This is a genomic window from Enterobacter sp. HMSC16D10 (assembly GCF_001807145.1).
GTDB lineage: Bacteria > Pseudomonadota > Gammaproteobacteria > Enterobacterales > Enterobacteriaceae > Enterobacter > Enterobacter roggenkampii.
The window spans coordinates 21,453-45,643 of record NZ_KV787893.1 but is presented as its reverse complement, the minus strand read 5'-3'; the positions used below and the strand labels follow the sequence as shown (position 1 = coordinate 45,643).

The window sequence follows — 24,191 nt, the reverse complement described above, 5'->3', positions numbered from 1 at the left end:
GGCGAAGCCGCCAACCGGCTTTTTACTGTGCCGGCGCCATCGCCGACACCACGCCGCCCGTCATCGTCTGCTCTACCTGCTGCTTATCCATATTCACCGCGCTCAGCTTCCCATTCACCGTTGGCTTCAGCGGCGCACTGGCCTGCACGCTGCCGCTGGCGGTGAGCTGAATATTGCCGTCGCCCGTGATCGGCAAAGCAGGCCAGCCCCACTGCTGCAGCACGCTGAGCGGAACGCCGCGCCCGTTCAGGCTCACCGCGGTCTGCCGCTGCGGCAGCTGGGAAACGGTCGCCGTGGCTTCCAGAATACCTTTCTCGGTAAACGCGCTCAGGTCGGTAATGTTCACCGTCGCGGCGTTAGCATTCAGCGCCAGCGACGGACGGCGCACGTCCACGCGGTTAAAGGTCGCCGCCGCGCCGTTCAGGGTTGCGCTGCCGCCCCAGACGCCCCACTGGCGATCTTTCACCAGCTGCAGGTTTGCGCCATAGCCGTCCAGAGAGGTGATCTGCCACGGGAAGGCGGGATCGATGTCGATCACCAGGTTGCGGCTCAGGCCAAATTTTTGCAGCGTGACGCTGTTCAGCCATTCCGGCAGAGGCGCCATCCACAGCGTTTTCCAGTTCTGCGGCAGGGTATACTCCAGCCCGGCAATGGCGACATCGTCCAGCACCAGCGCTTTACCGTCGCGCAGCCAGTTACCGGACGTGCGCACCATGCCGCCTTCCCAGCGGGAGGTGAACTGGCGCAGCGCCATGCCCTGCGGGGAAAACTCCGCATTCAGGATCGGATCAAAAAGATGCAGCGAGCCGTAGATAAACTCGCTGGCGTTCATCGACAGGCGGCCTTCCTGGCTCTGCCAGTCACCTTTGCTCAGCGTCAGGTTGCGCAGGCTTAAATCGAGGTCGGTCACCGCCCAGTCCGGGCCCTGAAGCCGGGCGTCGGTCACGTCCAGACGACCAATCTGCAGAGAGGGGATAGTGGCGAGCGGTGCGAAGAACGCCGTCAGCGTTTTATCGCTCTGCAGGCGGATCTCGTTCAGGCGCATCGTGTCGATAATCCAGCTCCCGTCGGCGTTGCGCAGGGCCGAGCCGGTGAGCGAGCCCCGGGCCATATCGGCGCCAATCGTATTCAGCACCACTTCCTTGCCGTTAAGCTGGCCCTCGATCAGCACGTTGGTGGCCGGTACGCCGTTGAGGGTCAGCGAGCCTGCGCTCATCTGGATCTGCGCGTGATTACCCAGCACGTTGCCCGCTTCCGGCTGCCATGGGCTGACGCCGCCCGTCACCTTCTGCGCGCTCAGATCCCATTCGGTATTCGGGCTGGTAAAGGCCATATTGTTCAGCTGCAGGCGATCCGCCTGGAAGGGCAGCGGCGCGGTCTGCGGGGAGAGATTCAACGTGCCGTCGAACAGGGTGATGGTGTCCACGTGCAGCGGATCGGTTATCTGGCGGCTGCTGAGGCCGATATCCACTTTTTTGGCCACCAGCGTGGCGGGTTTACCGTCCCGGCCGAAGGTGACGTTTTCCAGAATGATGTGGGATGGTGACGAAAAGCGGTGATTCATCTTGTCGAAACTGAGCTCGTAGTCGGTATTCACCGTTACCCAGCTGCTGACCTGAGTCGCGCCCCAGCGGGTCTGGAGCAGAATATAGAGCGCCAGTATCACAATGAGCAGGGCTACCAGAAGATAGACGAGTAGCTTTCCAATAAATTTCATGGTCTTCCATCCCGCAAAACGCACATAAGGGAGTTATGCACGATTTATGCGCAATCCTCAAGGCGGGAATGGTGTAAATAGATGTCACGGCAGACATTGACTGCCTGCCGTGAAGGGGATCAGTTCTTTTCAGGCGGGAAAACGAGGTTCAGCACGATAGCGGTGATACCGCCCGCGGCAATGCCGGAAGAGAGCAGGTTTTTCACCCAGTCCGGGGCAAACTGCAGGATCAGCGGCTGCTGAGAAACGCCCAGACCGACGGCCAGCGACAGCGCAATAATCATGATTGCGCGGCGGTTCAGCGGCTCGCGGGAGACGATACGCACGCCGGAGGCCGCGATCGTCCCGAACATCACCAGCGTTGCACCGCCCAGCACCGGCTCAGGGATGTGCTGCACAAAGCCGCTCACCGCCGGGAACAGGCCGAGGACGATCAGCATCAGCGCCACCACGAAGCCGACATAGCGGCTGGCCACGCCGGTCAGCTGGATCACGCCGTTGTTCTGACCGAAGCAGGAGTTCGGGAAGGTATTGAAGACCGCAGAGACAAACGAATTCAGACCGTTCGCCAGCACGCCGCCTTTCAGGCGCTTCATGTACAGCGGGCCGGAAACGGGCTGCTCGGAGACGTCGGAGGTGGCGGTGATGTCGCCGATGGTCTCCAGAGAGGTGATCATAAAGACCAGCATCAGCGGCAGGAGCAGGCCCCAGTCAATGCCCAGACCGTAATACAGCGGCGTAGGGACAGTGATCAGCGCGCTGTTGGCTGGCGCGGTGTTCTCCGGCAGCATGCCCAGCGCCCACGCCAGCAGGTAGCCTGCCGCCATGGCGATCACCAGCGAGGCGACGCGCAGGTATGGGTTACGCTGGCGGTTAAGCAGAATAATGATGGCCAGCACCACGCCCGCCAGCAGCAGGTTTTTTGGCGCGCCGAAGGTGTGGTCGCTCATCGCGGCATAGCCGCCGCCGATGGAGGTGAGGCCCACCTGAATCAGCGACAGGCCGATAATCATCACGACGACGCCGGAAACCAGCGGGGTGATAACGCGGCGAGCCAGATGCAGAACGCGGGAGATCACCATCTCCGTGCAGCTGGCCAGCATCAGCGTGCCGAACAGCGCCGCCATCATGGTTGGAACATCCGCACCGCCGGTTTTCAGGGCCGTACCGCCCATGATCAGCGGTGCCACAAAGTTAAAGCTGGTGCCCTGAATCGACAGTAGACCCGATCCCACCGGACCCCACGCTTTAATCTGGATAATCGATGCCACGCCGGAGGCGAAGAGAGACATGCTGATAATGTGCTGCGTGTCCTGCGCCGGTAAACCGAGCGCCTGACAGATCAGCAGCGCCGGGGTGATCACCGCAACAAACATCGCCAGAAGATGCTGGCAGGCGGCGAAAAGCGTCTGCGGCAGCGGCGGGCGGTCTTCAAGGCGGTAAATCAGTTCGCTATTTTGCTTCTGCGCAATCGGTTGCGCATCAGGCGACTCTATGGTGTTAACGGACATCGGCGGCAATCCCACGGTGGAAAAGCGGGCATTTTATCTGACCACCTGGTAAAAGCAAACGATTGCCAGCAAAAAAAGACAAGAAAATCTGCCGCTGTGAGCAGGTTTTCTACATCCGATGAGGAAAAAAAATTACACTTTTTGCGCCGGAAGCTCATGAAGAGCGCAAACCGGCCCAGGATAACGCCGCGTGTGTATGGAACACGCGCAAAAAAGGAGCCTTCTATGATTCATCTCGATACGTTGTCGACCCTTGTTGCCGCAACGCTGGTGTTACTGCTTGGCCGTAAGCTGGTACATAGCGTTTCCCTTCTGAAAAAATACACCATTCCTGAACCTGTCGCTGGCGGCCTGCTGGTGGCACTGGCCCTGCTGGTGCTCAAAAAAAGCATGGGCTGGGAAATCGATTTTGACATGTCCCTGAAAGACCCGCTGATGCTGGCCTTCTTTGCCACCATCGGCCTGAACGCCAACCTGGCAAGCCTGCGGGCGGGCGGTAAGGTGCTCGGCGTATTTTTGATTGTGGTGGTGGGGCTGCTGCTGATGCAAAACGCGATTGGCATCGGCATGGCGACCTTGCTGGGGCTGGACCCGCTGATGGGACTGCTGGCGGGGTCGATTACGCTGTCAGGCGGTCACGGTACCGGGGCGGCGTGGAGTAAATTGTTCGTCGAGCGCTACGGTTTTGAAAATGCAACGGAAGTGGCAATGGCCTGTGCCACCTTTGGCCTGGTGCTGGGTGGCCTGATTGGCGGCCCGGTGGCGCGTTATCTGGTGAAGCATTCCACCACGCCGAACGGCAGGCCGGACGACGAGCTGGTACCGACCGCCTTTGAAAAGCCTGACGTTGGGCGCAGTATTACCTCGCTGGTGCTGATTGAAACCATCGCGATGATTGCCATCTGCCTCACCGTGGGCAAAGTGGTTGCGCAATGGCTGGCGGGCTCCGCGTTTGAGCTGCCGACGTTTGTCTGCGTGCTGTTTATCGGGGTGATCCTGAGCAACGGCCTGGCGCTGATGGGCTTCTACCGCGTGTTTGAACGGGCGGTGTCGGTGCTTGGCAACGTCTGCCTCTCGCTGTTCCTGGCGATGGCGCTGATGAGCCTCAAGCTGTGGGAGCTGGCCTCCCTGGCGCTGCCGATGGTGGCGATTCTGGCGGTGCAGGCCCTGTTTATGGCGCTGTACGCCATGTTTGTCACCTGGCGCATGATGGGCAAAAACTACGATGCGGCGGTGCTGGCGGCGGGTCACTGCGGGTTTGGTCTGGGGGCAACCCCAACGGCTATCGCCAACATGCAGGCGATCACCGAACGCTTCGGGCCATCGCACATGGCGTTTCTGGTGGTGCCGATGGTCGGGGCGTTCTTTATTGATATCGTCAACGCGCTGGTGATTAAGCTGTACCTGATGCTGCCGATGTTCGCCTGAAATCAGGCGTTGGAATAGCGTTCGGTTTCCGGCATCCAGCGCTCAATTAACGCTGCCGCCTGCTCGGGGTAGCGTTCATGAATGTGGCGGGCGAGGCGCTGAACCTCGGGGATCATGGCCTGATCGCGCAGCAAATCCGCGACTTTGAATTCCGCATTCCCCGTCTGACGCGTGCCCAGCAGTTCACCGGGTCCGCGGATCTCCAGGTCTTTTTGCGCAATCACAAAACCGTCGTTGCTGTCGCGCAGCACCTGCAACCGCATCTGGGCGGTTTTCGAGAGCGGCGCTTTGTAGAGCAGAACGCAGTGGGACGCTACCGCGCCACGGCCGACGCGCCCGCGAAGCTGGTGGAGCTGGGCAAGGCCAAGGCGCTCCGGGTTTTCGATGATCATCAGGCTGGAGTTAGGCACATCCACGCCCACTTCGATGACCGTGGTCGCGACCAGCAAATGCAGCTCGCCCTGTTTGAACGACTGCATCACCGCCTGCTTTTCAGCGGGCTTCATGCGTCCGTGAACCAGACCCACGTTTAGCTCCGGCAGGGCGAGCTTTAACTCTTCCCACGTGGCTTCGGCAGCCTGCGCTTCCAGCAGTTCCGACTCTTCAATCAGGGTACAAACCCAGTAGGCCTGACGCCCTTCGTGGGTGCAGGCGTTGCGCACGCGGTCGATGATATCGCTGCGACGCGTGTCAGGAATGGCAACCGTCGTGACCGGCGTACGGCCCGGGGGGAGTTCGTCGATGGTGGAGGTATCCAGATCGGCGTAAGCCGTCATCGCGAGCGTGCGCGGGATCGGCGTGGCGGTCATGATCAGCTGATGCGGGTGGAAGCCCTGCTGCAGTCCCTTTTCCCACAGCGCCAGACGCTGATGCACGCCGAAGCGGTGCTGTTCATCGATAATCACCAGCGCAAGGCCGTTGAACTGCACCTGCTCCTGGAAGATAGCGTGCGTGCCGACAATCATCTGCACCTGCCCGCTGGCGATGGCTTCCTGCTGCGCAAGGCGCGCTTTGCCCTTTTGTTTTCCTGCCAGCCAGCCTACTTCAATCCCCAGCGGCGCGAACCAGGCGCGGAAATTGTTGGCGTGTTGTTCCGCCAGCAGCTCGGTCGGCGCCATTAACGCGACCTGTTTACCGTGGGCAATGGCGCGCAGGGCTGCAAGGGCGGCAACCAGCGTTTTACCGGAGCCTACATCGCCCTGTACCAGGCGCATCATCGGCACGTCGAGCGCCATATCGCGTTCAATCTCGGCGGTGACGCGCGCCTGCGCACCGGTGGGTTTAAACGGCAGAGAGGCCAGCAGCTTATCTTTGAGCGCATCATTCTGGCTTAACGGCTGAGCGTGGAAACGCTGCGCGCCAGCGCGAAGCGCCAGCATGCTCAGGTTATGCGCCAGCAATTCCTCAAGGATAAGACGCTGTTGGGCAGGGTGTTTGCCGCTTTCCAGGTCGCTGAGCTGCAGCGTGGGCGGCGGGCGGTGCAGGGTGCGCAGCGCCTCGGGCAGGCTCATCATGCCCTGCGCCAGCTCGGGTGGCAGCAGCTCGGTAATGGCGCAGGAGTCCAGCAGCTCCAGCGCCTGATCGGTAAGCTTACGCAGCGTCGCCTGCTTGATGCCTTCGGTCGTCGGGTAAACCGGGGTAAGTGTCTCCTGCAGTTCCGGCGTGCTGAGATCGCCCTGCACGCGGTACTCGGGGTGGATCATCTCTGCGCCGTACTTCCCGCGTTTGGCTTCGCCCTAGGCCAGCACCCTGCGGACTGTCGCCAGGCTGTTTTTCATCGCCGCGCTGAAGTTGAAGAAACGCATGGTGAGAATGCCGGTGCCGTCGCTGATCTGGCAGGTCATCATCCGGCGTCCGCCGAAGGTGATGTTGCAGTTCAGGACTTCGCCTTCAACGGTGGCGTAAATGGCGGGAAGGAGATCGCCAATCTTATAAAGCTGGGTGCGGTCTTCATAACGCAGGGGGAGGTGAAGCAGGAGATCCTGCACGGTGTGCAGGCCAATTTTGGCCAACTTACTGCTTTGCGCCGCGCCCACGCCCGTCAGGCTGTTGAGCGGGATAGCATCCAGCAGGCGGCCTTTCATCGCTTACCCGGCGTACTGCATGGTGGCCCACCACTCGGCATCGGCTTCAATTTCGCCCTGCGCGTTGACGTGGGGGTAAGGCAATTTTTTCTGCTTCGCAACGCGAGCCAGCACCGGATAACCGCCTTCAAACAGCAGGCGCTGCTGTTCATCTTCCGGCAGCATGCTGTTGCTACGCTCGTACATGCCGGCGTTCTGACGCTGGCGCTGCGCTTCATACAGAATGAGCGCGGACGCCACGGAGACATTGAGAGACTGGACCATGCCGATCATTGGAATGATGATGTCCCGATCCGCCAGATCCAGCGCTTCCTGTGAGATCCCGGTTTTCTCCTGACCCATCAAAATGCAGGTCGGGCGAGTGTAGTCGATCTCGCGAAAATCCACGGCTTTAGCGGACAGGTTAGTGGCAAGGATCTGCATCCCGCGCCCTTTCAGGTGCGAAACGGCATCGCCAATTGTCTGGTGAGATTTGACGGAAACCCAGCTGTTACTGCCTGCCGCCGCCGAGACCATGGTGCGCATCCGGTGACCCGGCCAGACGGCGTGCACTTCATGCACACCGACGGCATCGGCGGTACGGACGATAGCAGAGACGTTATGCGGTTTATGGACCTGCTCCATGCAGACCGTCAGGTCAGGCTGACGCCTGGCGAGCATTTCGCATATCCGCGCGTAACGTTGTGAATTCATACCACTAGTTTCGGTTACGGGTGACTTTAATCACGTCCGGCATGACGCGGATCTTGCGCATGATATTCGCCAGATGCACGCGGTCGCGGGCGGTCAGACGAATAAAGGCGCTGTACACGCGGCCATCTTTTTCTTCCGTATTCAGGCTTTGAATATTGGAAGAGGCCGTGTTGATCGCTGCCGTCAGGTTCGCCAGGGCACCCTGATGGTTGAACATATCCACCTTAATCTCGGTGATAAATTCCTGCGCCGTCTCTTTATCCCACTCGACCGCCATAAACTTCTCGGCTTCTTTCTGGTAGCCACGAATGTTACGACAGGATTCGTGGTGGATAACCAGCCCTTTACCCGGGCTGACGTGCGCAATAATCGGGTCGCCTGGAATTGGACGGCAACATTTTGCGAAGGTGATCAGCACCCCGTCCGCGCCTTTGATTGGCAGATGAGCATGGCCGGATGCGCCTGGCGCAGAAGGTATTGCTTCGCCCTGCTGCAGGTTTTTCGCCACCACGACGCTCATGGCGTTGCCCAGACCAATTTCCGCCAGCAGATCGTCAAGAGACGTGAGCTTCATACGGTCGAGCTCGCGCTGGATATGCTCCGGTGGGATCTCAGCCAGCTTACGGCTGCCGCCCAACGCGTGGTTGAGCAGACGACGCCCCAGGCTGACGGAATCATCACGCTTGAGGTTTTTCAGCAGCTGGCGGATTTTAGCGCGCGCTTTGGAGCTCACGACAAAGTTCAGCCAGGCCGCGTTCGGACGTGCGCCCGGCGCGGTAATAATTTCCACCGTCTGGCCGCTGGCGAGCGGCTGAGACAGCGGGTAAGGCTGTCTGTCGACGCGCGCGCCCACGCAGGCATGGCCGATATCGGTATGCACGGCGTAAGCGAAGTCGACCGGCGTTGCACCCGCAGGGAGTTCGACAATGCGACCTTCGGGGGTGAAAACGTAAATCTCATCCGGGAAGAGATCGGATTTCACGCTCTCGATAAATTCAAACGAGCTGCCCGCACTCTGCTGAAGTTCCAGCAGGCTCTGCATCCAGCGCTGGGCGCGGATTTGTGCGGTCGTGCTGCTTTCGCCACCGTGCTCTTTATAGGCCCAGTGCGCGGCAACACCCATCTCAGCCATCTGGTCCATGTCTTCGGTGCGAATTTGCACCTCAACAGGCACGCCGTGCGGCCCGATCATCGAGGTGTGCAAAGATTGATAGCCGTTCGCTTTTGGAATGGCGATGTAATCTTTCATGCGCCCCGGACGCGGCTTGTAGAGGCTGTGCATCTGCCCCAGCACGCGATAACAGGTGTCCGAGTCGTGGACAATGACGCGGAAGGCGTAGATATCCATGATCGAGTGAAAACGCTGCTCTTTGAGCACCATTTTGCAGTAGATGGAGTACAGGTGTTTCTCGCGACCGCTGACGCGGCACGGAATTCCCGCTTCCTGCAAGCGCCCTTCGATTTCAGAGAGGATCTTTTGAATCATCTCCTTACGGTTGCCGCGTGCGGCTTTCACCACCTCTTTAATCACGCGATAGCGATTCGGGTACAACGCTTCAAAACCCAGCTCTTCCAGCTCGGTTTTAATGTGGTGAATACCTAAACGGTGCGCCAGCGGACTGTAGATTTCGAGGGTTTCACGGGCAATGCGGCGACGTTTATCCGGGCGAAGTGAGCCCAGCGTGCGCATGTTGTGGGTGCGGTCAGCGAGTTTGATGAGAATGACGCGGATATCCTGCACCATCGCCATAATCATCTTGCGGAAGTTTTCGGCTTGCGCCTCTTTCTTGTCGCGGAAATTCAGCTTATCAAGCTTAGAGACCCCTTCCACCAGTTCGGCAACGCTTTTGCCAAACAGCTGTTCCATGTCCTGGTAAGTGGCAGGGGTATCTTCAATCACGTCGTGCAGCAGCGCGGCCATCAGCGTTTCGTAGTCGAGTTTCATCTCGGCCAGAATACAGGCCACCGCTACCGGGTGCGTGATGTAGGGTTCACCGCTTGAACGTGTCTGGCCCTCGTGAGCGTCACGTGCAACGAGATACGCCTGCTGAAGACGCTTAATCTGGTCTTCAGGCAGGTAGATTTGAATCAGTTGATTCAGGCTTTCAAACAGATACAAGGGCGACCCGCAGGTTTAATTAACGACGACCTTCAGCAATAGCGGTTACGGCCTGCAGTTCTGCGGCTTCTTGCTCTTGCTGCTCCTGGCGCTCACGCACGTCGAGGATCTGGTTGTTGATCAGACCTTCTTCGATTTCGCGAAGTGCAATAACGGTGGTTTTATCGTTTTCTTCCGGTACCAGCGGATCTTTACCGCCTACCTGCATCTGACGAGCGCGACGCGCGGCGACCAGCACCAGGTCAAAACGGTTACCAATTTTCTCTACAGCGTCCTGAACAGTTACGCGTGCCATACTTAAAATGCTCCACAGGTGAAGAAATGACTGGGCATGATACTGAAAGTGGGTTCAGTCTGCCAACAGTTTGGTGATTAATGCGTCATGTCGCTGCTTCTGGCGGCTCATACGCAGACGTTCTGCACGAAGAATGGTTTTGAGATCGCTCAGTGCGGCATCAAAATCATCATTCACAATAAGGTAATCATATTCCGCGTAATGGCTCATTTCTGCAACAGCCTGTTCCATACGCTTTGCGATGACTTCTTCGCTGTCCTGACCGCGGCCACGCAGGCGGCGATCCAGCTCATCTTTCGATGGTGGTAAAATAAAGATACTGCGCGAGTCAGGCATTTTCTTGCGAATTTGCTGTGCACCCTGCCAGTCGATATCCAGGAACACATTCACGCCCGTGGCCAGAACCTGCTCAATGGTTTCACGCGAGGTACCGTAGTAATTACCGAATACTTCCGCATGTTCAAGAAACGCGTCTCTGCCGATCATCGCTCTGAACTCGTCGTGATCCACAAAGAAATAGTGTTCGCCGTGCACTTCACCCGGACGCGGTTGACGCGTGGTGTGAGAAACAGAAACCTGTGTGTCGTACAACGGTTGGGTTTTTAACAGTGCCTGAATAAGGCTGGATTTACCCGCGCCACTAGGGGCAGAAACAATATAAAGCGTGCCTTGAGCCATGAGAGTCTTTTGTATGTGTTAACGAAGAAGTCCTACATACGGGCTTATTATACACGTCACTGCCGTGTGACGTAGCCTTTGTCACACTTTTTCCCCTGGATTATTGAATTTTGCGTGCCGTTTTCAGGTTTTATCTGTGGTTTTCAGCAACCCAAAGAAATACCGGATAGCGTCTCGCATTGTGAGTCGTTGCCGTTAGCGTTGTTTCTGGCATCGGGATATACCTCCTGCAACACAAAGGAGGGGTAGCAATGTGGCGATGGATAAGCGGGTTAATGCTCTTGTGGAGTGGCTATGGCGCGGCGGTGTGCCCGGTCTGGTCGCAGGCAAAAGCTGAGAAAGAGATGGCGTCGTTAAGCGCGCAAATCAAACGCTGGGATGACGCTTACTGGAAGCAGGGCGTGAGCGAGGTCAACGACGAAGTTTACGACCAGCTTAACGGGCGCTTAATGCAGTGGCAGCACTGTTTTGGCAGTGAGCCTTCAGAGGAGAAACTCCCTGCGCTGGTGGGAAGCGTAAAACATCCTGTTGCCCATACGGGCGTACATAAAGTGGCCAGCAAAGAGGAGTTGAGACAGTGGATGCGTGCGCGACAGCATCTGTGGATGCAGCCCAAAGTTGACGGTGTGGCGGTAACGCTGGTCTATCGTGACGGAACGTTAACCCAGGCCATCAGTCGTGGTGATGGCCTGAAAGGGGAAGACTGGACCGGGAAGGTGCGTTTGATCCCGACTATTCCGCAAAAGCTTACCGGCAAGCTCGCGAACAGCGTCTTACAGGGCGAGCTTTTCTGGCTAAGCGACAATCACATTCAGCGGCAGATGGGCGGGATGAACGCTCGCGCAAAGGTGGCGGGGGCGATGATGCGGCAAAAGGATAACTCAGTTTTGAGCAAGATCGGCGTGTTCATCTGGGCCTGGCCGGATGGGCCGAAAGATATGCAGACATCTTTAGCTGAACTGTCTCAGGCCGGTTTTACGCTGTCGGCACGGTATACGCTACCCGCCGATTCTGTTGATGCCGTCGAGAAACAGCGCGCCGCCTGGCACGTAACCGGATTACCCTTTGCCACGGATGGCATTGTGGTGCGTTCGGAGGATGCGCCCGCAGGGGAAGGCTGGTTACCGGGCGAAGGCAACTGGCTGGTTGCGTGGAAATATGCGCCTGCAGCCCAGGTGGCCGAGGTGAGTGATATTCATTTTTCCGTGGGGCGAACGGGCAAAATGTCCGTTGTAGCCGCACTGGAACCTGTGCAACTGGACGATAAACAGGTACGGCGGGTGAGTCTGGGCTCGGTGGAGCGCTGGCAGAGGCTGGATATTGCCTCAGGGGATCAGATACAGGTCAGCCTGGCCGGGCAGGGTATTCCCCGGTTTGATAAGGTGGTCTGGCGCGGGACGGACAGACATAAACCCGAGCCTCCAGCCTCGCGTTATCATGCGCTGAGCTGTTTCTATGCTTCTCCGGAATGTATGGAACAGTTCTTTGCCCGACTGACCTGGCTCAGCTCAAAGCAGGTACTTGATATTGAAGGATTAGGCGAGTCAGGGTGGCGCACCCTCTGGCAGGCACATCATTTTGAACACCTCTTTTCGTGGCTGTTATTAACGCAGGCGCAAATGCAGGCTACGCCTGGGTTTTCCTCCGCGCGCGGGCGGGCGCTCTGGCATCGATTTAATCTGGTGCGCGAGAAGCCATTTATTCGCTGGCTCATGGCATTGGGTGTTCCGCTGACACAGGCTTCGCTGAAGGCGATGGGGAACGTAACCTGGCAGACGTTGAGCGAACGTAACGCAAAGGACTGGCAAAGCCTGCCGGGAACGGGAGAGAGGAAGGCGCGACAAATTGTTGTCTGGATGGACTCGCCTCAGATTGATGTGCTGGCGAAATGGCTCGCTGGACAGCACATCAACGGGTTCTGAAGCTAGTGGGCGCTGTGTTTGTAATGAAACACGGGCAGTCCGAGCTTCAGACGCAGCGCCAGCATGCGGGCTGTAAAGCCAAACAGCAGTGTCGAGATGACCACCACATCATGGTTCGAAACGTAATGCTGCAGAGCGATATAGAGTACCGCTGCTGCAAAAGAGATACCGGCGTACAGCTCTTTTTGAAAGACCAGAGGAATGCGCTTGCAGAACATATCGCGCAGCACACCGCCGAATACGCCCGTGACCACGGCGGCAATGGTAGCGATAACAGGTCCTTCCCCCATATCCAGCGCGATTTGCGCCCCGATAATCGAGAAAACCACCAGACCTAAAGCGTCAAGGACTAAAAACAGGCGGCGAAGATGGGGCATGACGGGCGCCACTATGGTTGTTAACACGGCAGCTGTCGCCACGATAATGACGTACTCGGGGTGTTTGACCCAGCCAAGCGGATAATGTCCCAGCAGAATATCGCGTACCGAGCCGCCGCCCAGCGCGGTCGCTGTAGCAATAATGATCACGCCGAAGGTGTCCATACGGCGACGTCCGGCAGCAAGTGCGCCGGTCATGGCTTCTGCGGTGATGCCAATGAGATAAAGGATGTGAAGCAGCATATTTCCTCCGGTGTGAACGCGGGGGAGGTTAGCGATTTGTGCGCAAGATCACGATTGAGTTTTTCTAAGGCGACTCCGTTTCCCCTATAAATTTTTATCAAGTTATGTTGAATAGGCTTGATGAAAGGCGGTGACGCGCAAAATCAGGTGCCGGAATGGATTAGAAATAATAATGGGTGGTGCCGTCGACACCACCCGATAAGGCATTATTCAATATTCTGTATCTGCTCGCGCATTTGCTCAATCAGTACTTTCAACTCAATCGCTGAATTCGTCACTTCCGCATTGATCGACTTAGACGCAAGAGTGTTCGACTCGCGGTTGAACTCCTGCATCATAAAGTCCAGACGGCGGCCTACCGCTTCCTTTTTCTTCAGAATGTTGTAGGTCTCTTTAACGTGCGCTTCCAGACGGTCCAGCTCTTCAGCGACATCAATACGTTGCGCCATCAGCACCAGCTCTTGTTCCAGACGGGTGTTTTCCAGCTGAACTTCTGCCTCTTCCAGTTTGGCGACCAGGCGCTCGCGCTGCCACTGCAGCACTTCCGGCATATGGGTGCGAACCTTAGCCACTTCCGCACTCACGCCTTCAAGGCGCTGCTCAATCATCGCTTTAAGCGCCTGACCTTCGGTTTCGCGGGCAACGATAAAGTCATCCAGCGTGCCGTCGAGGGCGGCCAGAATTTCAGCGGCAATCGCGTCCAGATCCTGCTCGCCGGCGGCCATGACGCCAGGCCAGCGCAGAATATCAACCGGGTTGATTTCGCCTTCATCGCTCTGCATTTTGACCCAGTTCGCCGCATTCACGAGCTGTTTCGCCAGTTTTTCGTTGAGGATCAGCTCGCCCTGTGCGCTGGCATCAGGCTCAAAGCGCAGGTTACATTCCACTTTACCGCGCGTCAGACGCGTACGGATACGCTCGCGAACAACAGGCTCAAGGCTGCGGAACTGCTCCGGCATACGGAAATACGTTTCCAGGTAACGCTGGTTTACCGAGCGCATTTCCCATGTAGCGCTACCCCAGCTACCCTTGATTTCACGCCGGGCGTAGGCGGTCATACTGCGGATCATAGACATTCCCGTTTTTAAAGGAGAGATGGGGGGATTATAGCTTTCGGGGGCTTCTCAGGATAGGAATAAGCGTCCTTTATCCGTATAATGCGCAGCCACATTCGTTTCAAGCCGGAGAATCCATCATGCGTCCATCAGGTCGTAGCGCCAATCAGGTGCGTCCCGTCACCCTGACCCGTAACTATACAAAACACGCTGAAGGCTCCGTGCTGGTTGAGTTTGGTGACACCAAAGTGCTGTGTACCGCATCCATCGAAGAAGGCGTTCCGCGCTTCCTGAAAGGTCAGGGCCAGGGCTGGATCACCGCCGAGTACGGCATGCTGCCGCGCGCGACCCATACCCGTAACGCCCGTGAAGCGGCGAAGGGTAAGCAGGGCGGTCGTACCATGGAAATTCAGCGTCTGATCGCGCGTGCGCTGCGCGCCGCCGTTGATCTGAAAACCCTCGGCGAATTCACGATTACCCTGGACTGCGACGTGATTCAGGCCGATGGTGGCACGCGTACGGCCTCTATTACCGGCGCCTGTGTAGCGCTGGCCGATGCTCTGAACAAGCTGGTTGCTGCCGGTAAGCTGAAAACCAATCCAATGAAAGGCATGGTTGCGGCGGTCTCCGTAGGCATCGTTAACGGTGAAGCGCTTTGCGATCTGGAATACGTTGAAGATTCCGCTGCAGAGACAGACATGAACGTGGTGATGACCGAAGACGGTCGCATCATTGAGGTGCAGGGCACGGCAGAAGGCGAGCCGTTCACCCACGAAGAGCTTCTCTCCCTGCTGGCGTTGGCCCGAGGGGGAATCGAATCCATTGTCACGACGCAGAAAGCGGCGTTAGAAAATTGATTTTAAAGGCGACCAATGAGTCGCCTTTTTTTTGCCTGTAAGACAGAAAAACCAAAGGAGCTAATCCATGAAATCGTATCAGCGCCAGTTTATTGAGTTTGCGCTTAACAAGCAGGTACTTAAGTTTGGCGAATTTACGCTGAAATCCGGGCGTAAAAGTCCTTATTTCTTCAACGCCGGGCTGTTTAATACCGGGCGCGATCTGGCACTGTTAGGCCGTTTCTATGCCGAAGCGCTTGTGGATTCCGGGATTGATTTTGACCTGCTGTTTGGCCCGGCCTATAAGGGAATTCCGATTGCGACCACTACCGCGGTGGCGCTGGCGGAACATCATGATCGCGACGTGCCGTACTGCTTTAACCGCAAAGAAGCCAAAACCCACGGTGAAGGCGGGAATCTGGTCGGCAGCGCGCTGCAGGGCCGCGTCATGCTGGTGGACGACGTGATCACCGCGGGCACGGCAATCCGCGAATCAATGGAGATTATCCAGGCCAACGGTGCAACGCTGGCTGGCGTGTTGATTTCGCTGGATCGTCAGGAGCGTGGTCGCGGAGAAATTTCCGCCATTCAGGAAGTGGAGCGGGATTACAGCTGCACTGTGACGTCAATAATCACCCTGAAAGATCTGATTGCGTATCTGGAAGAGAAGCCTGAGATGGCGGACCATCTGGCAGCGGTAAAAGCGTATCGCGAAGCGTTCGGGGTTTAAGTGCATTGCCCGGTGGTGTTGTGCTTACCGGGCCTACCCGTTCGTAGGCCGGATAAGGCGAAGCCGCCATCCGGCGATGGCGTTACTGTAATTGTGCCGCCACTAACGGCCAGCGGGCGTCAAAATCGTCCGTTGGACGGTATTTGAACTCGCTGCGCACGAAGCGGGAAAGCATCCCTTCACAAAACGCCAGAATCTGGCTCGCCAGCAGCGTTTCATCAATGCTGTATCCTTCACCCTCACGCATTTTCTTCTCGCGCAGCACCTGGCGCAGCTGCGCTTCAATGCGTTCGAAAAGCTGGTTAATGCGGCCCTGGAGTCTGTCCTGCTCAAACATCAGCGCGTGGCCGGTCAGGATACGGGTTAAGCCCGGATTGCGTTCACCGAAGCCCAGGATTAACAGCACTATCAGACGCAGACGCGCGGTAGTGTCTTTTTCGTCTTTCAGAATCAGGTTGATGCGCGTGATCAGGCTGTCTTCAATAAACTCGATCAGACTGTCGAACATCCGGGTCTTGCTCGGAAAATGACGGTACAGCGCCGCCTCAGACACGCCTACGGAGGCGGCCAGTTTAGCGGTGGTGATGCGTTGACTGCCATCGCTGGATTCAAGCATCAGAGCCAGAGATTGAAGTATTTCTTCGCGACGATTCCTTTTCGCGGTTTGTTTTTCTGCCATGTTACAAAATACCCCTGAAAATAAGCACTTGCCAGGCTGGCATCCACACAGCGACCGCAAACGGACGTTTGCGGTTTGTTATTGCATTATGACGCTGTGAGATACGTGTTTGTCGGGCCGTTACTTGCGCCCGGAATGGCCGAAGCCGCCTTCGCCACGGTCGGTGGCGTCAAAGTCTGCCACCAGGTTAAATTCTGCCTGTACCACCGGTACAAAGACCATCTGTGCGATACGCTCGCCCGGTTCAATGGTGAAGCTGTCCTGACCACGGTTCCAGACGGAGACCATCAGTTGACCCTGATAGTCGGAGTCGATCAGGCCCACCAGGTTACCCAGCACAACGCCGTGCTTATGGCCCAGGCCAGAACGCGGCAGGATAACCGCTGCCAGCGACGGGTCAGCAATGTGAATCGCCAGGCCAGTCGGAACCAGGGTCGTGGCACCCGGAGCCAGTTCTACGGCGTCATCGAGACAGGCGCGCAGGTCAAGACCGGCAGAGCCGGAGGTGGCATAGGTTGGCAGCGGGAATTGCTCGCCAACACGCGGGTCCAGAATCTTAACGTCGATTTTTTTCATCATAACGGGTAACGATCTCGTCGAGTAAATGTTGGCCCAGGAGTTCCTTGCGCTCAAGCGGTAAGACTTTATCTCCATCCTGCCAGAAAAGGTGCAGTGCGTTGCTGTCGCTGTTAAATCCTTGTGTGGCCAGCGATACGTCGTTCGCGCAAATCAAATCGAGGTTTTTGCGGGTACGTTTTTGCCGGGCATATTCTTCCACATTATTCGTTTCTGCGGCAAACCCAACAACGTATGGCCGGTGGCTTTTTAATGCGGCGACACCGGCAACAATGTCCGGGTTTTTCACCATTTTTAGTGTTAATTCATCGCCTTGCTTTTTAATTTTAGCCTCGGCGATCGTCTCAGCACGATAGTCTGCAACGGCCGCACAGCCGATAAAAATCTGCTGGCTTTGCGCATGTGCCTGCACGGCGGCTTCCATCTCCAGCGCGGTGGTAACGTCAATTCGCTTCACACACGCAGGGGTAGGCAGAGAGACCGGGCCGCTCACCAGCGTGACGTTCGCACCACGCTTCGCGGCGGCAGCGGCAATCGCAAAGCCCATTTTGCCGGAACTGTGGTTGGTGATGTAGCGCACCGGATCCAGCGGCTCGCGCGTGGGGCCCGCGGTAATCATGATGTTGAGATGTTGCAGATCGTTGACAGGCGAAAAGTGGGCTGCGGCCATATCAACAATCGTCAGCGGCTCAAGCATGCGGCCCGGGCCAACATCGCCGCAGGCCTGGCTACCGCTGTCCGGACCCCAGATAAGCAGGCCGCGTGAGGCCAGGGTCTCAAGATTGTGCTGCGTAGCCGCGTTACGGTACATCTGCTGGTTCATGGCAGGCACGACGGCAACAGGCGCAGGTGTGGCCAGACAAATGGTGGAGACCAGGTCGTTTGCCATACCGGCCGCTACCCGGGCGATTAAATCAGCCGTGGCGGGGGCGAGGATAACCAGGTCTGCCCATTTCCCAAGCTCAATATGGCCCATCGCGGCTTCGGCGGCCGGATCGAGCAGGCTGTCAGATACCGGGTATCCTGAAACGGCCTGCAGGCTCAGAGGAGTGATAAAGGCTTTACCGCCTTCGGTTATCGCGACCCGTACATCTGCCCCGCGCTCGCGCAGACGACGCACCAGCTCCGGCGCTTTGTAGGCAGCAATACCGCCGCTCACGCCAAGAACGATTTTTTTACCGGCCAGGCTCATCATGATTCTTTCCTGTTGGGGTTCACCAGAGAGCGGGCATTTTATCACAATCCCCAAAACGGGGTGATTTTGTCCTTCGACCACTTTGCGAGGCGCTACGCAAGAACGCAACGTGGTCGTCGAGTGCCTGACAGGCCTGTGGCAGCATGCGGTTAAAAAAGGGAGAAAGAGCATGGAAGAAGAGGATGAGCCGCTGCTGCCGCGCGAAAAACTGCTGCGCTATGACGTCACCCTGTTAAAAGATGATGAACTGCTGGCGCTCTTTTTACGTACCGGAACGCCCGGTAAAACGGTATTTACGCTGGCAAAAGAGCTGATCGTACATTTCGGTTCTCTGCACGGTTTGCTGACCGCCGAACTGGCGCAGTTTAAGCACGTAGAAGGGATCGGTGTGGCGAAATATGCCCAGTTGCGGGCCATTGCTGAACTTGCCCGCCGTTTTTACAATGTCCGCATGGAGAAGGACGATCCGATCCTGACGCCAGCGATGACGCGTGAATACCTGCAAAGTCAGTTAACCGATATCGAGCGCGAGATCTTTATGGTGATCTTTGTCGATAACAGAAACCGGGTACTGAAACATAGCTGCCTCTTTGCCGGCACGTTAAGCCACGTTGAGGTGCATCCGCGAGAAATTGTGCGGGAAGCGATAAAAGTGAATGCAGCGGGCGTGATCCTCGCGCATAATCACCCCTCAGGCTGTGCAGAACCGAGCAGAGCGGACAAAGAAATCACCGAGCGCATTATCAAATGCTGTCAATTCATGGACATTCGTGTGCTGGACCATCTGATAATTGGCCGCGGAGAGTACATTTCTTTTGCAGAACATGGCTGGATTTAGGCTATTTCTCGCGATCCATCGGGATCTTTGTCTGTTCGGGACTTGAGCACACCGCCGAGTCAGCGTATACTACGCCACCTTTGAGAATCTCGGGTTTGGCATTTGGGCCTGGCAATCGAGAGTTCACTTAGAACTATGCGATGACCGGGCTGTAAAGCCTGACGAGGCGCCGATACCCCATACGAAGCTCGAGCTAATTTGATTTTTGGAGAATAGACATGTCCCGAGTCTGCCAAGTTACTGGCAAGCGTCCGGTGACCGGTAACAACCGTTCCCACGCACTGAACGCGACTAAACGCCGTTTCCTGCCGAACCTGCACTCTCACCGTTTCTGGGTTGAGAGCGAGAAGCGTTTTGTCACCCTGCGCGTATCTGCTAAAGGTATGCGTGTAATCGATAAGAAAGGCATCGATACAGTTCTGTCTGAACTGCGTGCCCGTGGCGAAAAGTACTAAGTACTTAAAGAGGAAATAAATCATGGCTAAAGGTATTCGCGAGAAAATCAAGCTGGTTTCTTCTGCTGGTACAGGTCACTTCTACACCACCACGAAGAACAAACGTACTAAGCCGGAAAAACTGGAACTGAAAAAATTCGATCCAGTTGTACGCCAGCACGTACTGTACAAAGAAGCTAAAATCAAATAATTTTAGTCTCCTTGTATCGAAAAACCCCGCAACTGCGGGGTTTTTTGCATTCTGTATCTCAACGGAGGAACCATGCCTGAATTACCTGAGGTAGAAACCAGCCGTCGCGGCATTGAGCCCCATCTGGTCGGCGCGACGATTCTTCACGCGGTTGTCCGTAACGGGCGTCTGCGCTGGCCGGTGTCCGATGAGATCCATGCCCTGAGCGATAAACCCGTCCTTAGCGTGCAGCGCCGCGCGAAATACCTGCTGCTGGAGCTGCCCGACGGCTGGATCATTATCCACCTGGGGATGTCCGGGAGCCTGCGCGTTCTTACCGAAGAACTGCCTGCGGAAAAGCACGACCACGTCGATCTGGTGATGAGCAACGGCAAAGTGCTGCGTTACACCGATCCACGGCGCTTTGGCGCGTGGCTGTGGACGAAGGAGCTGGAAGGGCATAACGTGCTGGCGCATCTGGGCCCGGAGCCGCTCTCAGACGCGTTTAACGCGGAATACCTCAAGGCGAAGTGTGCGAAGAAGAAAAGCCCGATTAAGCCCTGGCTGATGGATAACAAGCTGGTGGTCGGCGTGGGGAATATCTACGCCAGCGAATCGCTGTTTGCGGCCGGGATCCACCCCGATCGGCTGGCCTCGTCGCTGTCGGCGCAGGAGTGCGAGCTGCTGGTCCGGGTGATTAAAGCCGTATTGCTGCGCTCGATTGAGCAGGGGGGGACAACGTTGAAGGACTTCCTGCAAAGTGACGGCAAGCCGGGCTATTTTGCCCAGGAGCTGCAGGTGTATGGCCGTAAGGGCGAACCGTGCAGAGTCTGCGGCACACCCATTATTGCCACGAAGCACGCCCAGCGCGCCACGTTCTACTGCCGTCAGTGCCAGAAATAGGGCTACTTGAGCTTTTCCATCAACGCCTGGTGGACGTTAACCGGCAGGAAATGGGTTACGTCCCCGTGATGGCGCGCCACCTCTTTCACCAGCGTGGACGAGATAAACGACCACTCTTTGGAGGGCATCAGGAATACGCTCTCCAGTTCCGGCATCAGGTGGCGGTTCATGTGCGCCAGCTGCATCTCATATTCGAAGTCTGCCACCGCGCGTAAACCGCGGATCAGAATGTTCGCCTGCTGGGCGCGGGCGAAGTTCGCCATCAGGTCGCTAAATCCGACAACCTCAACATTCGGCAGGTGCGAAATGGCATCGGTGGCGAGCTGGACGCGCTCGTGGAGGTCAAACATCGGCTTTTTGCTGGGGCTGGCGGCAATGGCCAGGATCACCTTGTCAAACATGCACGCCGCACGGGTGATGATATCAAGATGACCGTTGGTGATCGGATCGAAGGTACCCGGATAAATCGCTTTTGTGCTCATGGCTCACGTTTTCTCTGAGTAGCCGCGGCAGAGCGCCCACAGCTCGGTGTATTTGTTGAAAGTATACTGGGCATTGACTACCGCAAGTAACCAGCCCTGCTTACCGTCCAGCACGCCACCACGCAGCAGCAGCGTTTTCAGGAACGCGCCCAGCGTGTGGGTGAATATTCCGGTCAGCGAGGCCTTCTTGCCGCGCTGGTGACGCTCCTGCGCCCATGCGGTGGCATAGTTGAGCTGTTTGCGCTGGAAGCTTGCGAAATCGCGGCAGGTCAGGTGCAGCAAATCGCCCGTCAGGGGGATGATCTGGGCGTTGTCGCAGGCCAGAGATTCATGCACCAGATTGTCGTTGTACTGATACCGCTCGCGCTCGTAGAGGCGCGTCACGCGGTCAGGATACCAGCCGCTGTGGCGCATAAAACGGCCAAGGAAGTAGTTGCGGCGGGCAATGCTGTATACAGCATCAGGTTGAGGTGAGGAAAGCACCGCCTGAATGGCCTGCTGAAGCTCCGGCGTGATGCGCTCGTCAGTATCGAGCATCAGGACATAATCTCCGGTGGCAAACCCCTGAGCGCGCTGGCGCTGGAGGCCATAGCCTTGCCAGTCAGTATTGATAAAGACTTTTGCGCCCGCTGCCCGGGCAACGTCCACCGTGTTGTCCGTACTTCCGGAATCAAGAATGACTATCTCGTCAGCCCAGGCTACCGACGCCAGGCAGTCCGGAAGCAGGTCGGCGGCGTTTTTGGCGATCATCACGACCGACAGACGCGTTGACATCAGTGGCTCCGCTGGGGCAGGTAAGGTTGCAGAAGTTGCAGCAGACGGGTCAGGGCACCCTGGTTCTGGTGCAGCACTTCGACCGCATGTCGCCCGTACCACAGGCGATAATCTTCGTCAGTCAGAAGGGTTGAGACCTCTTTGACTACCGAATCCGCATCGGTCACGGTAATTAAACCATCGGCCTGCTGTAATTTCGCGCAGATATCTTTGAAGTTAAACGTGTGTGGCCCCATCAGCACCGGAATCGCGTGGGCTGCCGGCTCGAGCGGGTTATGGCCTCCGCGCTCCACCAGGCTGCCGCCGACAAACGCGAGGTCAGCAATGCCGTACAGCAGCATCAGCTCGCCCATCGTATCGCCAATCACCACCTGGGTGCTGCCGGAAGGGATCTCCCCGCTGCTGCGCAGCGTGAAGCTGAAGCCGCCTTTCTGAACCATTTCACGGGCATCTTTAAAACGTTCCGGATGGCGGGGCACGAGGATCAGCAGTAAATCAGGGAAGCTTTCCAGCAGCTTGCGGTGCGCCTGCAGGATGATCTCTTCTTCACCGTCATGGGTACTGGTCGCAATCCAGACCTGACGACGCGGGGCCCACTGGCGGCGAAGCGTGATGGCGCGGGCGGCGAGTTCAGGGGTAACCGAAATATCAAATTTCAGACTGCCCGTCACCGCAAGCTGGTTGCGTTTGAGGCCCAGAGAGATAAAGCGTGCCGCATCTTCTTCATTCTGCGCGGCAATCAGGGTGATCTTGCTCAGCAGGCGGCGCATAAATTTACCCAGCTTGCCGTAACCTTTCGCCGAGCGCTCTGACAGGCGCGCGTTGGCAATCACCAGCGGAATTTTACGGGCATGCAGGGCGGAGATCATGTTCGGCCACAGTTCGGTTTCCATCACAATCACCAGCTTCGGGCGAACGGTATTCAGGAAACGATTCATGGCGCAGGGGAGATCGTAAGGGAGATAGACGTGATGAACGTCTTTGCCGAAAGCGGATAACGCGCGCTCCGAGCCGGTTGGCGTCATCGTCGTGACGGTAATCGGCAGCGACGGGTAGCGGTGACGCAGGGCGCGAACCAGCGGGATCGCCGCCAGCGTTTCACCGACAGAAACGGAATGCAGCAAAATACCGTCCGGTGCGACTTTATTGCGGCAGAAGCCATAGCGTTCAGCCCAGCGTTTACGGTACGCAGGCGCTTTCCGGCTACGAAGCAACAGTCTCAGCCACACCAGTGGCTGAATAATGTAGAGCAGGGCGGTATACAACAATTCCAAGCGATTATCCGTTTTTTTAGTTTCGGCGGGCAAATTCTAAGCATTTGAGCCAGGTAAAGCTATCTCTTATGCCAGATACCGTTTCAGACGGAAATAACGGCGTCCCAGGCGCCAGTGCTGGCGCAGCCCACGGGCGTTTTTCCAGATTAGCGACCAGATCCCGCGGTCAAACAGCTCGCGGATGATTTCACGCTTTTTGCTCTGATCGCCGATGTTGTTAATGGCGTGAAGAATGCCCAGACCCTCTTTGGCAATCTGCCACTGGCAGGCCGGCACATGGCGCACCGCATCCGGGTAACGCTGGTTGATTGCATCCAGCATTTCGAGGATTTTCATGTAGTGGCGGGCGTTGCGCATTCGCGTGTCGTCCGTTCCCGGCGTGTGCGACACCGAGGCCGAGTGGATCAGGTAATCGTAAAAGGTTTCGTCGGTGTACTGCACGCGTTTGGCGGTCAGCAGCACTTCAGTGGTCCAGGGGATATCCTGGTGGCGCAGACCGTGTTCAAAGGTGAAGCCCTGCTCCTTGATGAAAGCATGACGGTAGATATTGAGCCAGGTCACGTGCAGGAACTTTCGTGATGAAAGCGCGCGCTGAAGCCAGGTTGGGCCGTCCAGCACGTCGGTGGACTGCAGCTTGTCGGACGGGAAGATCTTTTTCGACGGGCGTCCGTCGTCGTAGATATAGGTACCGTTGCAGGTCGCGACATCAAGATCGTTCTTTTTGGCCATCTCAAGCAGGCGCGGGTACATGCCCGGATAAATCACGTCGTCGATGTCCGGGAAGGCGACGTATTCGCCCGTTGCCACCGCCAGGCCGGTATTACGCGCGGCCGACACGCCCTGATTGGCCTGATCGATAACTTTGTAGAAGGGGAATTCGCTGGCGTACTGCGCAATGATGGTGGAGGAGCTGTCGCTTGACCCGTCGTTCACAACGACCAGTTCCAGACTGTCCAAATGTTGAGCTTTAATGCTGTCGAAAAATGCATTGAGGAATTTTTCACCGTTATAAACGGCGACCACGAGGCTCAATAAAGGTTTGTCGGACATGCTTTCTCCGTTGTGTTCAGGGCAGGCCACCCAATATGGTGGTACCATTCGCGCTGTATTATATCTGGTGGATACTAAAAACATATGCCTGGAGGGACAAAGATCGTT

23 protein-coding genes and 1 pseudogene are annotated in these 24,191 nt (G+C 57.1%); 8 read left to right on the top strand and 16 right to left on the bottom strand.

Annotation, left to right across the window (positions count from 1 at the left end; translation table 11 throughout):
• Nucleotides 1-22: 22 nt before the first annotated feature.
• Both HMPREF3143_RS16130 and xanP read right to left on the bottom strand, forming a co-directional pair.
• On the bottom strand, nt 23-1,717 hold the full coding sequence (locus HMPREF3143_RS16130) for an AsmA family protein (protein ID WP_070533625.1): 1,695 nt from the start codon (nt 1,715-1,717) through the stop codon (nt 23-25).
• A 119-nt stretch (nt 1,718-1,836) separates the two neighbouring features.
• On the bottom strand, nt 1,837-3,228 hold the full coding sequence (xanP, locus tag HMPREF3143_RS16125) for a xanthine/proton symporter XanP (RefSeq protein ID WP_008502668.1): 1,392 nt from the start codon (nt 3,226-3,228) through the stop codon (nt 1,837-1,839).
• 225 nt (nt 3,229-3,453) lie between these two features.
• Between xanP and gltS the strand changes: the two genes are divergently transcribed.
• Entirely contained in the window at nt 3,454-4,656 is a 1,203-nt protein-coding gene (gene gltS, locus HMPREF3143_RS16120) for a sodium/glutamate symporter (protein WP_023293746.1), read from the top strand.
• A 2-nt stretch (nt 4,657-4,658) separates the two neighbouring features.
• On the opposite strand, the pseudogene recG reads toward gltS, so the two are convergent.
• The 5 genes and pseudogenes from recG to gmk form a co-directional block, all read right to left on the bottom strand.
• Nucleotides 4,659-6,740 (bottom strand): annotated as a pseudogene (recG, locus tag HMPREF3143_RS16115) (ATP-dependent DNA helicase RecG).
• 3 nt (nt 6,741-6,743) lie between these two features.
• Nucleotides 6,744-7,433 carry a tRNA (guanosine(18)-2'-O)-methyltransferase TrmH gene (gene trmH / locus HMPREF3143_RS16110; RefSeq protein ID WP_021242410.1) on the bottom strand — a complete coding sequence of 230 codons (690 nt, stop codon included), beginning with the start codon at nt 7,431-7,433 and terminating at the stop codon, nt 6,744-6,746.
• A 4-nt stretch (nt 7,434-7,437) separates the two neighbouring features.
• Nucleotides 7,438-9,552, bottom strand: coding sequence for a bifunctional GTP diphosphokinase/guanosine-3',5'-bis pyrophosphate 3'-pyrophosphohydrolase (spoT, locus tag HMPREF3143_RS16105; RefSeq protein WP_008502673.1), 2,115 nt, complete (start codon nt 9,550-9,552; stop codon nt 7,438-7,440).
• 19 nt (nt 9,553-9,571) lie between these two features.
• Nucleotides 9,572-9,847 carry a DNA-directed RNA polymerase subunit omega gene (gene rpoZ / locus HMPREF3143_RS16100; RefSeq protein ID WP_000135058.1) on the bottom strand — a complete coding sequence of 92 codons (276 nt, stop codon included), beginning with the start codon at nt 9,845-9,847 and terminating at the stop codon, nt 9,572-9,574.
• A gap of 54 nt (nt 9,848-9,901) precedes the next feature.
• Entirely contained in the window at nt 9,902-10,525 is a 624-nt protein-coding gene (gene gmk, locus HMPREF3143_RS16095; RefSeq protein WP_008502674.1) for a guanylate kinase, read from the bottom strand.
• Between the two features lie 251 nt (nt 10,526-10,776).
• On the opposite strand from gmk, the gene ligB reads away from it, so the two are divergent.
• Complete coding sequence (gene ligB, locus HMPREF3143_RS16090) at nt 10,777-12,447, top strand: NAD-dependent DNA ligase LigB (RefSeq protein ID WP_070533623.1); 1,671 nt, start codon at nt 10,777-10,779, stop codon at nt 12,445-12,447.
• Between the two features lie 2 nt (nt 12,448-12,449).
• On the opposite strand, the gene HMPREF3143_RS16085 is transcribed toward ligB, so the two are convergent.
• A complete protein-coding gene (locus HMPREF3143_RS16085) occupies nt 12,450-13,067 on the bottom strand; it encodes a trimeric intracellular cation channel family protein (protein WP_023345196.1) in 618 nt (205 codons plus the stop codon).
• A 206-nt stretch (nt 13,068-13,273) separates the two neighbouring features.
• On the bottom strand, nt 13,274-14,137 hold the full coding sequence (locus HMPREF3143_RS16080; protein ID WP_008502687.1) for a YicC/YloC family endoribonuclease: 864 nt from the start codon (nt 14,135-14,137) through the stop codon (nt 13,274-13,276).
• 125 nt (nt 14,138-14,262) lie between these two features.
• On the opposite strand from HMPREF3143_RS16080, the gene rph reads away from it, so the two are divergent.
• Both rph and pyrE read left to right on the top strand, forming a co-directional pair.
• A complete protein-coding gene (rph, locus tag HMPREF3143_RS16075) occupies nt 14,263-14,979 on the top strand; it encodes a ribonuclease PH (RefSeq protein WP_006812424.1) in 717 nt (238 codons plus the stop codon).
• A gap of 67 nt (nt 14,980-15,046) precedes the next feature.
• Nucleotides 15,047-15,688 carry an orotate phosphoribosyltransferase gene (gene pyrE / locus HMPREF3143_RS16070; RefSeq protein ID WP_045406921.1) on the top strand — a complete coding sequence of 214 codons (642 nt, stop codon included), beginning with the start codon at nt 15,047-15,049 and terminating at the stop codon, nt 15,686-15,688.
• A gap of 82 nt (nt 15,689-15,770) precedes the next feature.
• On the opposite strand, the gene slmA is transcribed toward pyrE, so the two are convergent.
• From slmA to coaBC, 3 genes are all read right to left on the bottom strand, one after another.
• A complete protein-coding gene (gene slmA, locus HMPREF3143_RS16065; protein ID WP_008502690.1) occupies nt 15,771-16,367 on the bottom strand; it encodes a nucleoid occlusion factor SlmA in 597 nt (198 codons plus the stop codon).
• A gap of 120 nt (nt 16,368-16,487) precedes the next feature.
• A complete protein-coding gene (dut, locus tag HMPREF3143_RS16060) occupies nt 16,488-16,946 on the bottom strand; it encodes a dUTP diphosphatase (RefSeq protein WP_008502691.1) in 459 nt (152 codons plus the stop codon).
• The gene (gene coaBC, locus HMPREF3143_RS16055; protein ID WP_139145874.1) at nt 16,924-18,135 is read right to left on the bottom strand and encodes a bifunctional phosphopantothenoylcysteine decarboxylase/phosphopantothenate--cysteine ligase CoaBC; all 1,212 of its coding nucleotides are present in this window, start codon (nt 18,133-18,135) and stop codon (nt 16,924-16,926) included. Before coaBC ends, dut begins: the two co-directional genes overlap by 23 nt.
• Nucleotides 18,136-18,307: 172 nt before the next feature.
• Here coaBC and radC point away from each other — a divergent pair, with 172 nt between their 5' ends.
• From radC to mutM, 4 genes are all read left to right on the top strand, one after another.
• The gene (radC, locus tag HMPREF3143_RS16050) at nt 18,308-18,976 is read left to right on the top strand and encodes a RadC family protein (RefSeq protein WP_008502693.1); all 669 of its coding nucleotides are present in this window, start codon (nt 18,308-18,310) and stop codon (nt 18,974-18,976) included.
• Between the two features lie 218 nt (nt 18,977-19,194).
• Nucleotides 19,195-19,431, top strand: coding sequence for a 50S ribosomal protein L28 (rpmB, locus tag HMPREF3143_RS16045; protein WP_002436699.1), 237 nt, complete (start codon nt 19,195-19,197; stop codon nt 19,429-19,431).
• A 22-nt stretch (nt 19,432-19,453) separates the two neighbouring features.
• On the top strand, nt 19,454-19,621 hold the full coding sequence (gene rpmG / locus HMPREF3143_RS16040; RefSeq protein WP_003024094.1) for a 50S ribosomal protein L33: 168 nt from the start codon (nt 19,454-19,456) through the stop codon (nt 19,619-19,621).
• Between the two features lie 72 nt (nt 19,622-19,693).
• A complete protein-coding gene (gene mutM, locus HMPREF3143_RS16035) occupies nt 19,694-20,503 on the top strand; it encodes a bifunctional DNA-formamidopyrimidine glycosylase/DNA-(apurinic or apyrimidinic site) lyase (RefSeq protein ID WP_008502694.1) in 810 nt (269 codons plus the stop codon).
• A gap of 2 nt (nt 20,504-20,505) precedes the next feature.
• Here mutM and coaD read toward each other — a convergent pair whose 3' ends face one another.
• From coaD to HMPREF3143_RS16015, 4 genes are all read right to left on the bottom strand, one after another.
• Nucleotides 20,506-20,985 (bottom strand): pantetheine-phosphate adenylyltransferase, encoded by a 480-nt coding sequence (coaD, locus tag HMPREF3143_RS16030; RefSeq protein ID WP_008502695.1) that lies wholly within the window; start codon nt 20,983-20,985, stop codon nt 20,506-20,508.
• 3 nt (nt 20,986-20,988) lie between these two features.
• Nucleotides 20,989-21,759: a glycosyltransferase family 2 protein gene (locus HMPREF3143_RS16025; RefSeq protein ID WP_045406923.1), complete on the bottom strand. Its 771-nt coding sequence runs from the start codon at nt 21,757-21,759 to the stop codon at nt 20,989-20,991.
• Nucleotides 21,759-23,033 (bottom strand): lipid IV(A) 3-deoxy-D-manno-octulosonic acid transferase, encoded by a 1,275-nt coding sequence (waaA, locus tag HMPREF3143_RS16020; RefSeq protein WP_025910600.1) that lies wholly within the window; start codon nt 23,031-23,033, stop codon nt 21,759-21,761. Before waaA ends, HMPREF3143_RS16025 begins: the two co-directional genes overlap by 1 nt.
• A 66-nt stretch (nt 23,034-23,099) precedes the next feature.
• Nucleotides 23,100-24,083 (bottom strand): glycosyltransferase, encoded by a 984-nt coding sequence (locus HMPREF3143_RS16015; protein WP_025910598.1) that lies wholly within the window; start codon nt 24,081-24,083, stop codon nt 23,100-23,102.
• Nucleotides 24,084-24,191 lie beyond the last annotated feature (108 nt).

Coding starts and splice junctions, on each gene's coding strand:
- rpoZ (WP_000135058.1), bottom strand. CDS start 9,847: ATGGCACGCGTAACTGTTCAGGACGCTGTAGAGAAAATTGGTAACCGT.
- gltS (WP_023293746.1), top strand. CDS start 3,454: ATGATTCATCTCGATACGTTGTCGACCCTTGTTGCCGCAACGCTGGTG.
- HMPREF3143_RS16080 (WP_008502687.1), bottom strand. CDS start 14,137: ATGATCCGCAGTATGACCGCCTACGCCCGGCGTGAAATCAAGGGTAGC.
- ligB (WP_070533623.1), top strand. CDS start 10,777: ATGTGGCGATGGATAAGCGGGTTAATGCTCTTGTGGAGTGGCTATGGC.
- mutM (WP_008502694.1), top strand. CDS start 19,694: ATGCCTGAATTACCTGAGGTAGAAACCAGCCGTCGCGGCATTGAGCCC.
- slmA (WP_008502690.1), bottom strand. CDS start 16,367: ATGGCAGAAAAACAAACCGCGAAAAGGAATCGTCGCGAAGAAATACTT.
- HMPREF3143_RS16130 (WP_070533625.1), bottom strand. CDS start 1,717: ATGAAATTTATTGGAAAGCTACTCGTCTATCTTCTGGTAGCCCTGCTC.
- HMPREF3143_RS16025 (WP_045406923.1), bottom strand. CDS start 21,759: ATGTCAACGCGTCTGTCGGTCGTGATGATCGCCAAAAACGCCGCCGAC.
- rpmB (WP_002436699.1), top strand. CDS start 19,195: ATGTCCCGAGTCTGCCAAGTTACTGGCAAGCGTCCGGTGACCGGTAAC.
- coaD (WP_008502695.1), bottom strand. CDS start 20,985: ATGAGCACAAAAGCGATTTATCCGGGTACCTTCGATCCGATCACCAAC.
- xanP (WP_008502668.1), bottom strand. CDS start 3,228: ATGTCCGTTAACACCATAGAGTCGCCTGATGCGCAACCGATTGCGCAG.
- HMPREF3143_RS16015 (WP_025910598.1), bottom strand. CDS start 24,083: ATGTCCGACAAACCTTTATTGAGCCTCGTGGTCGCCGTTTATAACGGT.
- gmk (WP_008502674.1), bottom strand. CDS start 10,525: ATGGCTCAAGGCACGCTTTATATTGTTTCTGCCCCTAGTGGCGCGGGT.
- dut (WP_008502691.1), bottom strand. CDS start 16,946: ATGATGAAAAAAATCGACGTTAAGATTCTGGACCCGCGTGTTGGCGAG.
- pyrE (WP_045406921.1), top strand. CDS start 15,047: ATGAAATCGTATCAGCGCCAGTTTATTGAGTTTGCGCTTAACAAGCAG.
- trmH (WP_021242410.1), bottom strand. CDS start 7,433: ATGAATTCACAACGTTACGCGCGGATATGCGAAATGCTCGCCAGGCGT.
- coaBC (WP_139145874.1), bottom strand. CDS start 18,135: ATGAGCCTGGCCGGTAAAAAAATCGTTCTTGGCGTGAGCGGCGGTATT.
- rpmG (WP_003024094.1), top strand. CDS start 19,454: ATGGCTAAAGGTATTCGCGAGAAAATCAAGCTGGTTTCTTCTGCTGGT.
- radC (WP_008502693.1), top strand. CDS start 18,308: ATGGAAGAAGAGGATGAGCCGCTGCTGCCGCGCGAAAAACTGCTGCGC.
- rph (WP_006812424.1), top strand. CDS start 14,263: ATGCGTCCATCAGGTCGTAGCGCCAATCAGGTGCGTCCCGTCACCCTG.
- HMPREF3143_RS16085 (WP_023345196.1), bottom strand. CDS start 13,067: ATGCTGCTTCACATCCTTTATCTCATTGGCATCACCGCAGAAGCCATG.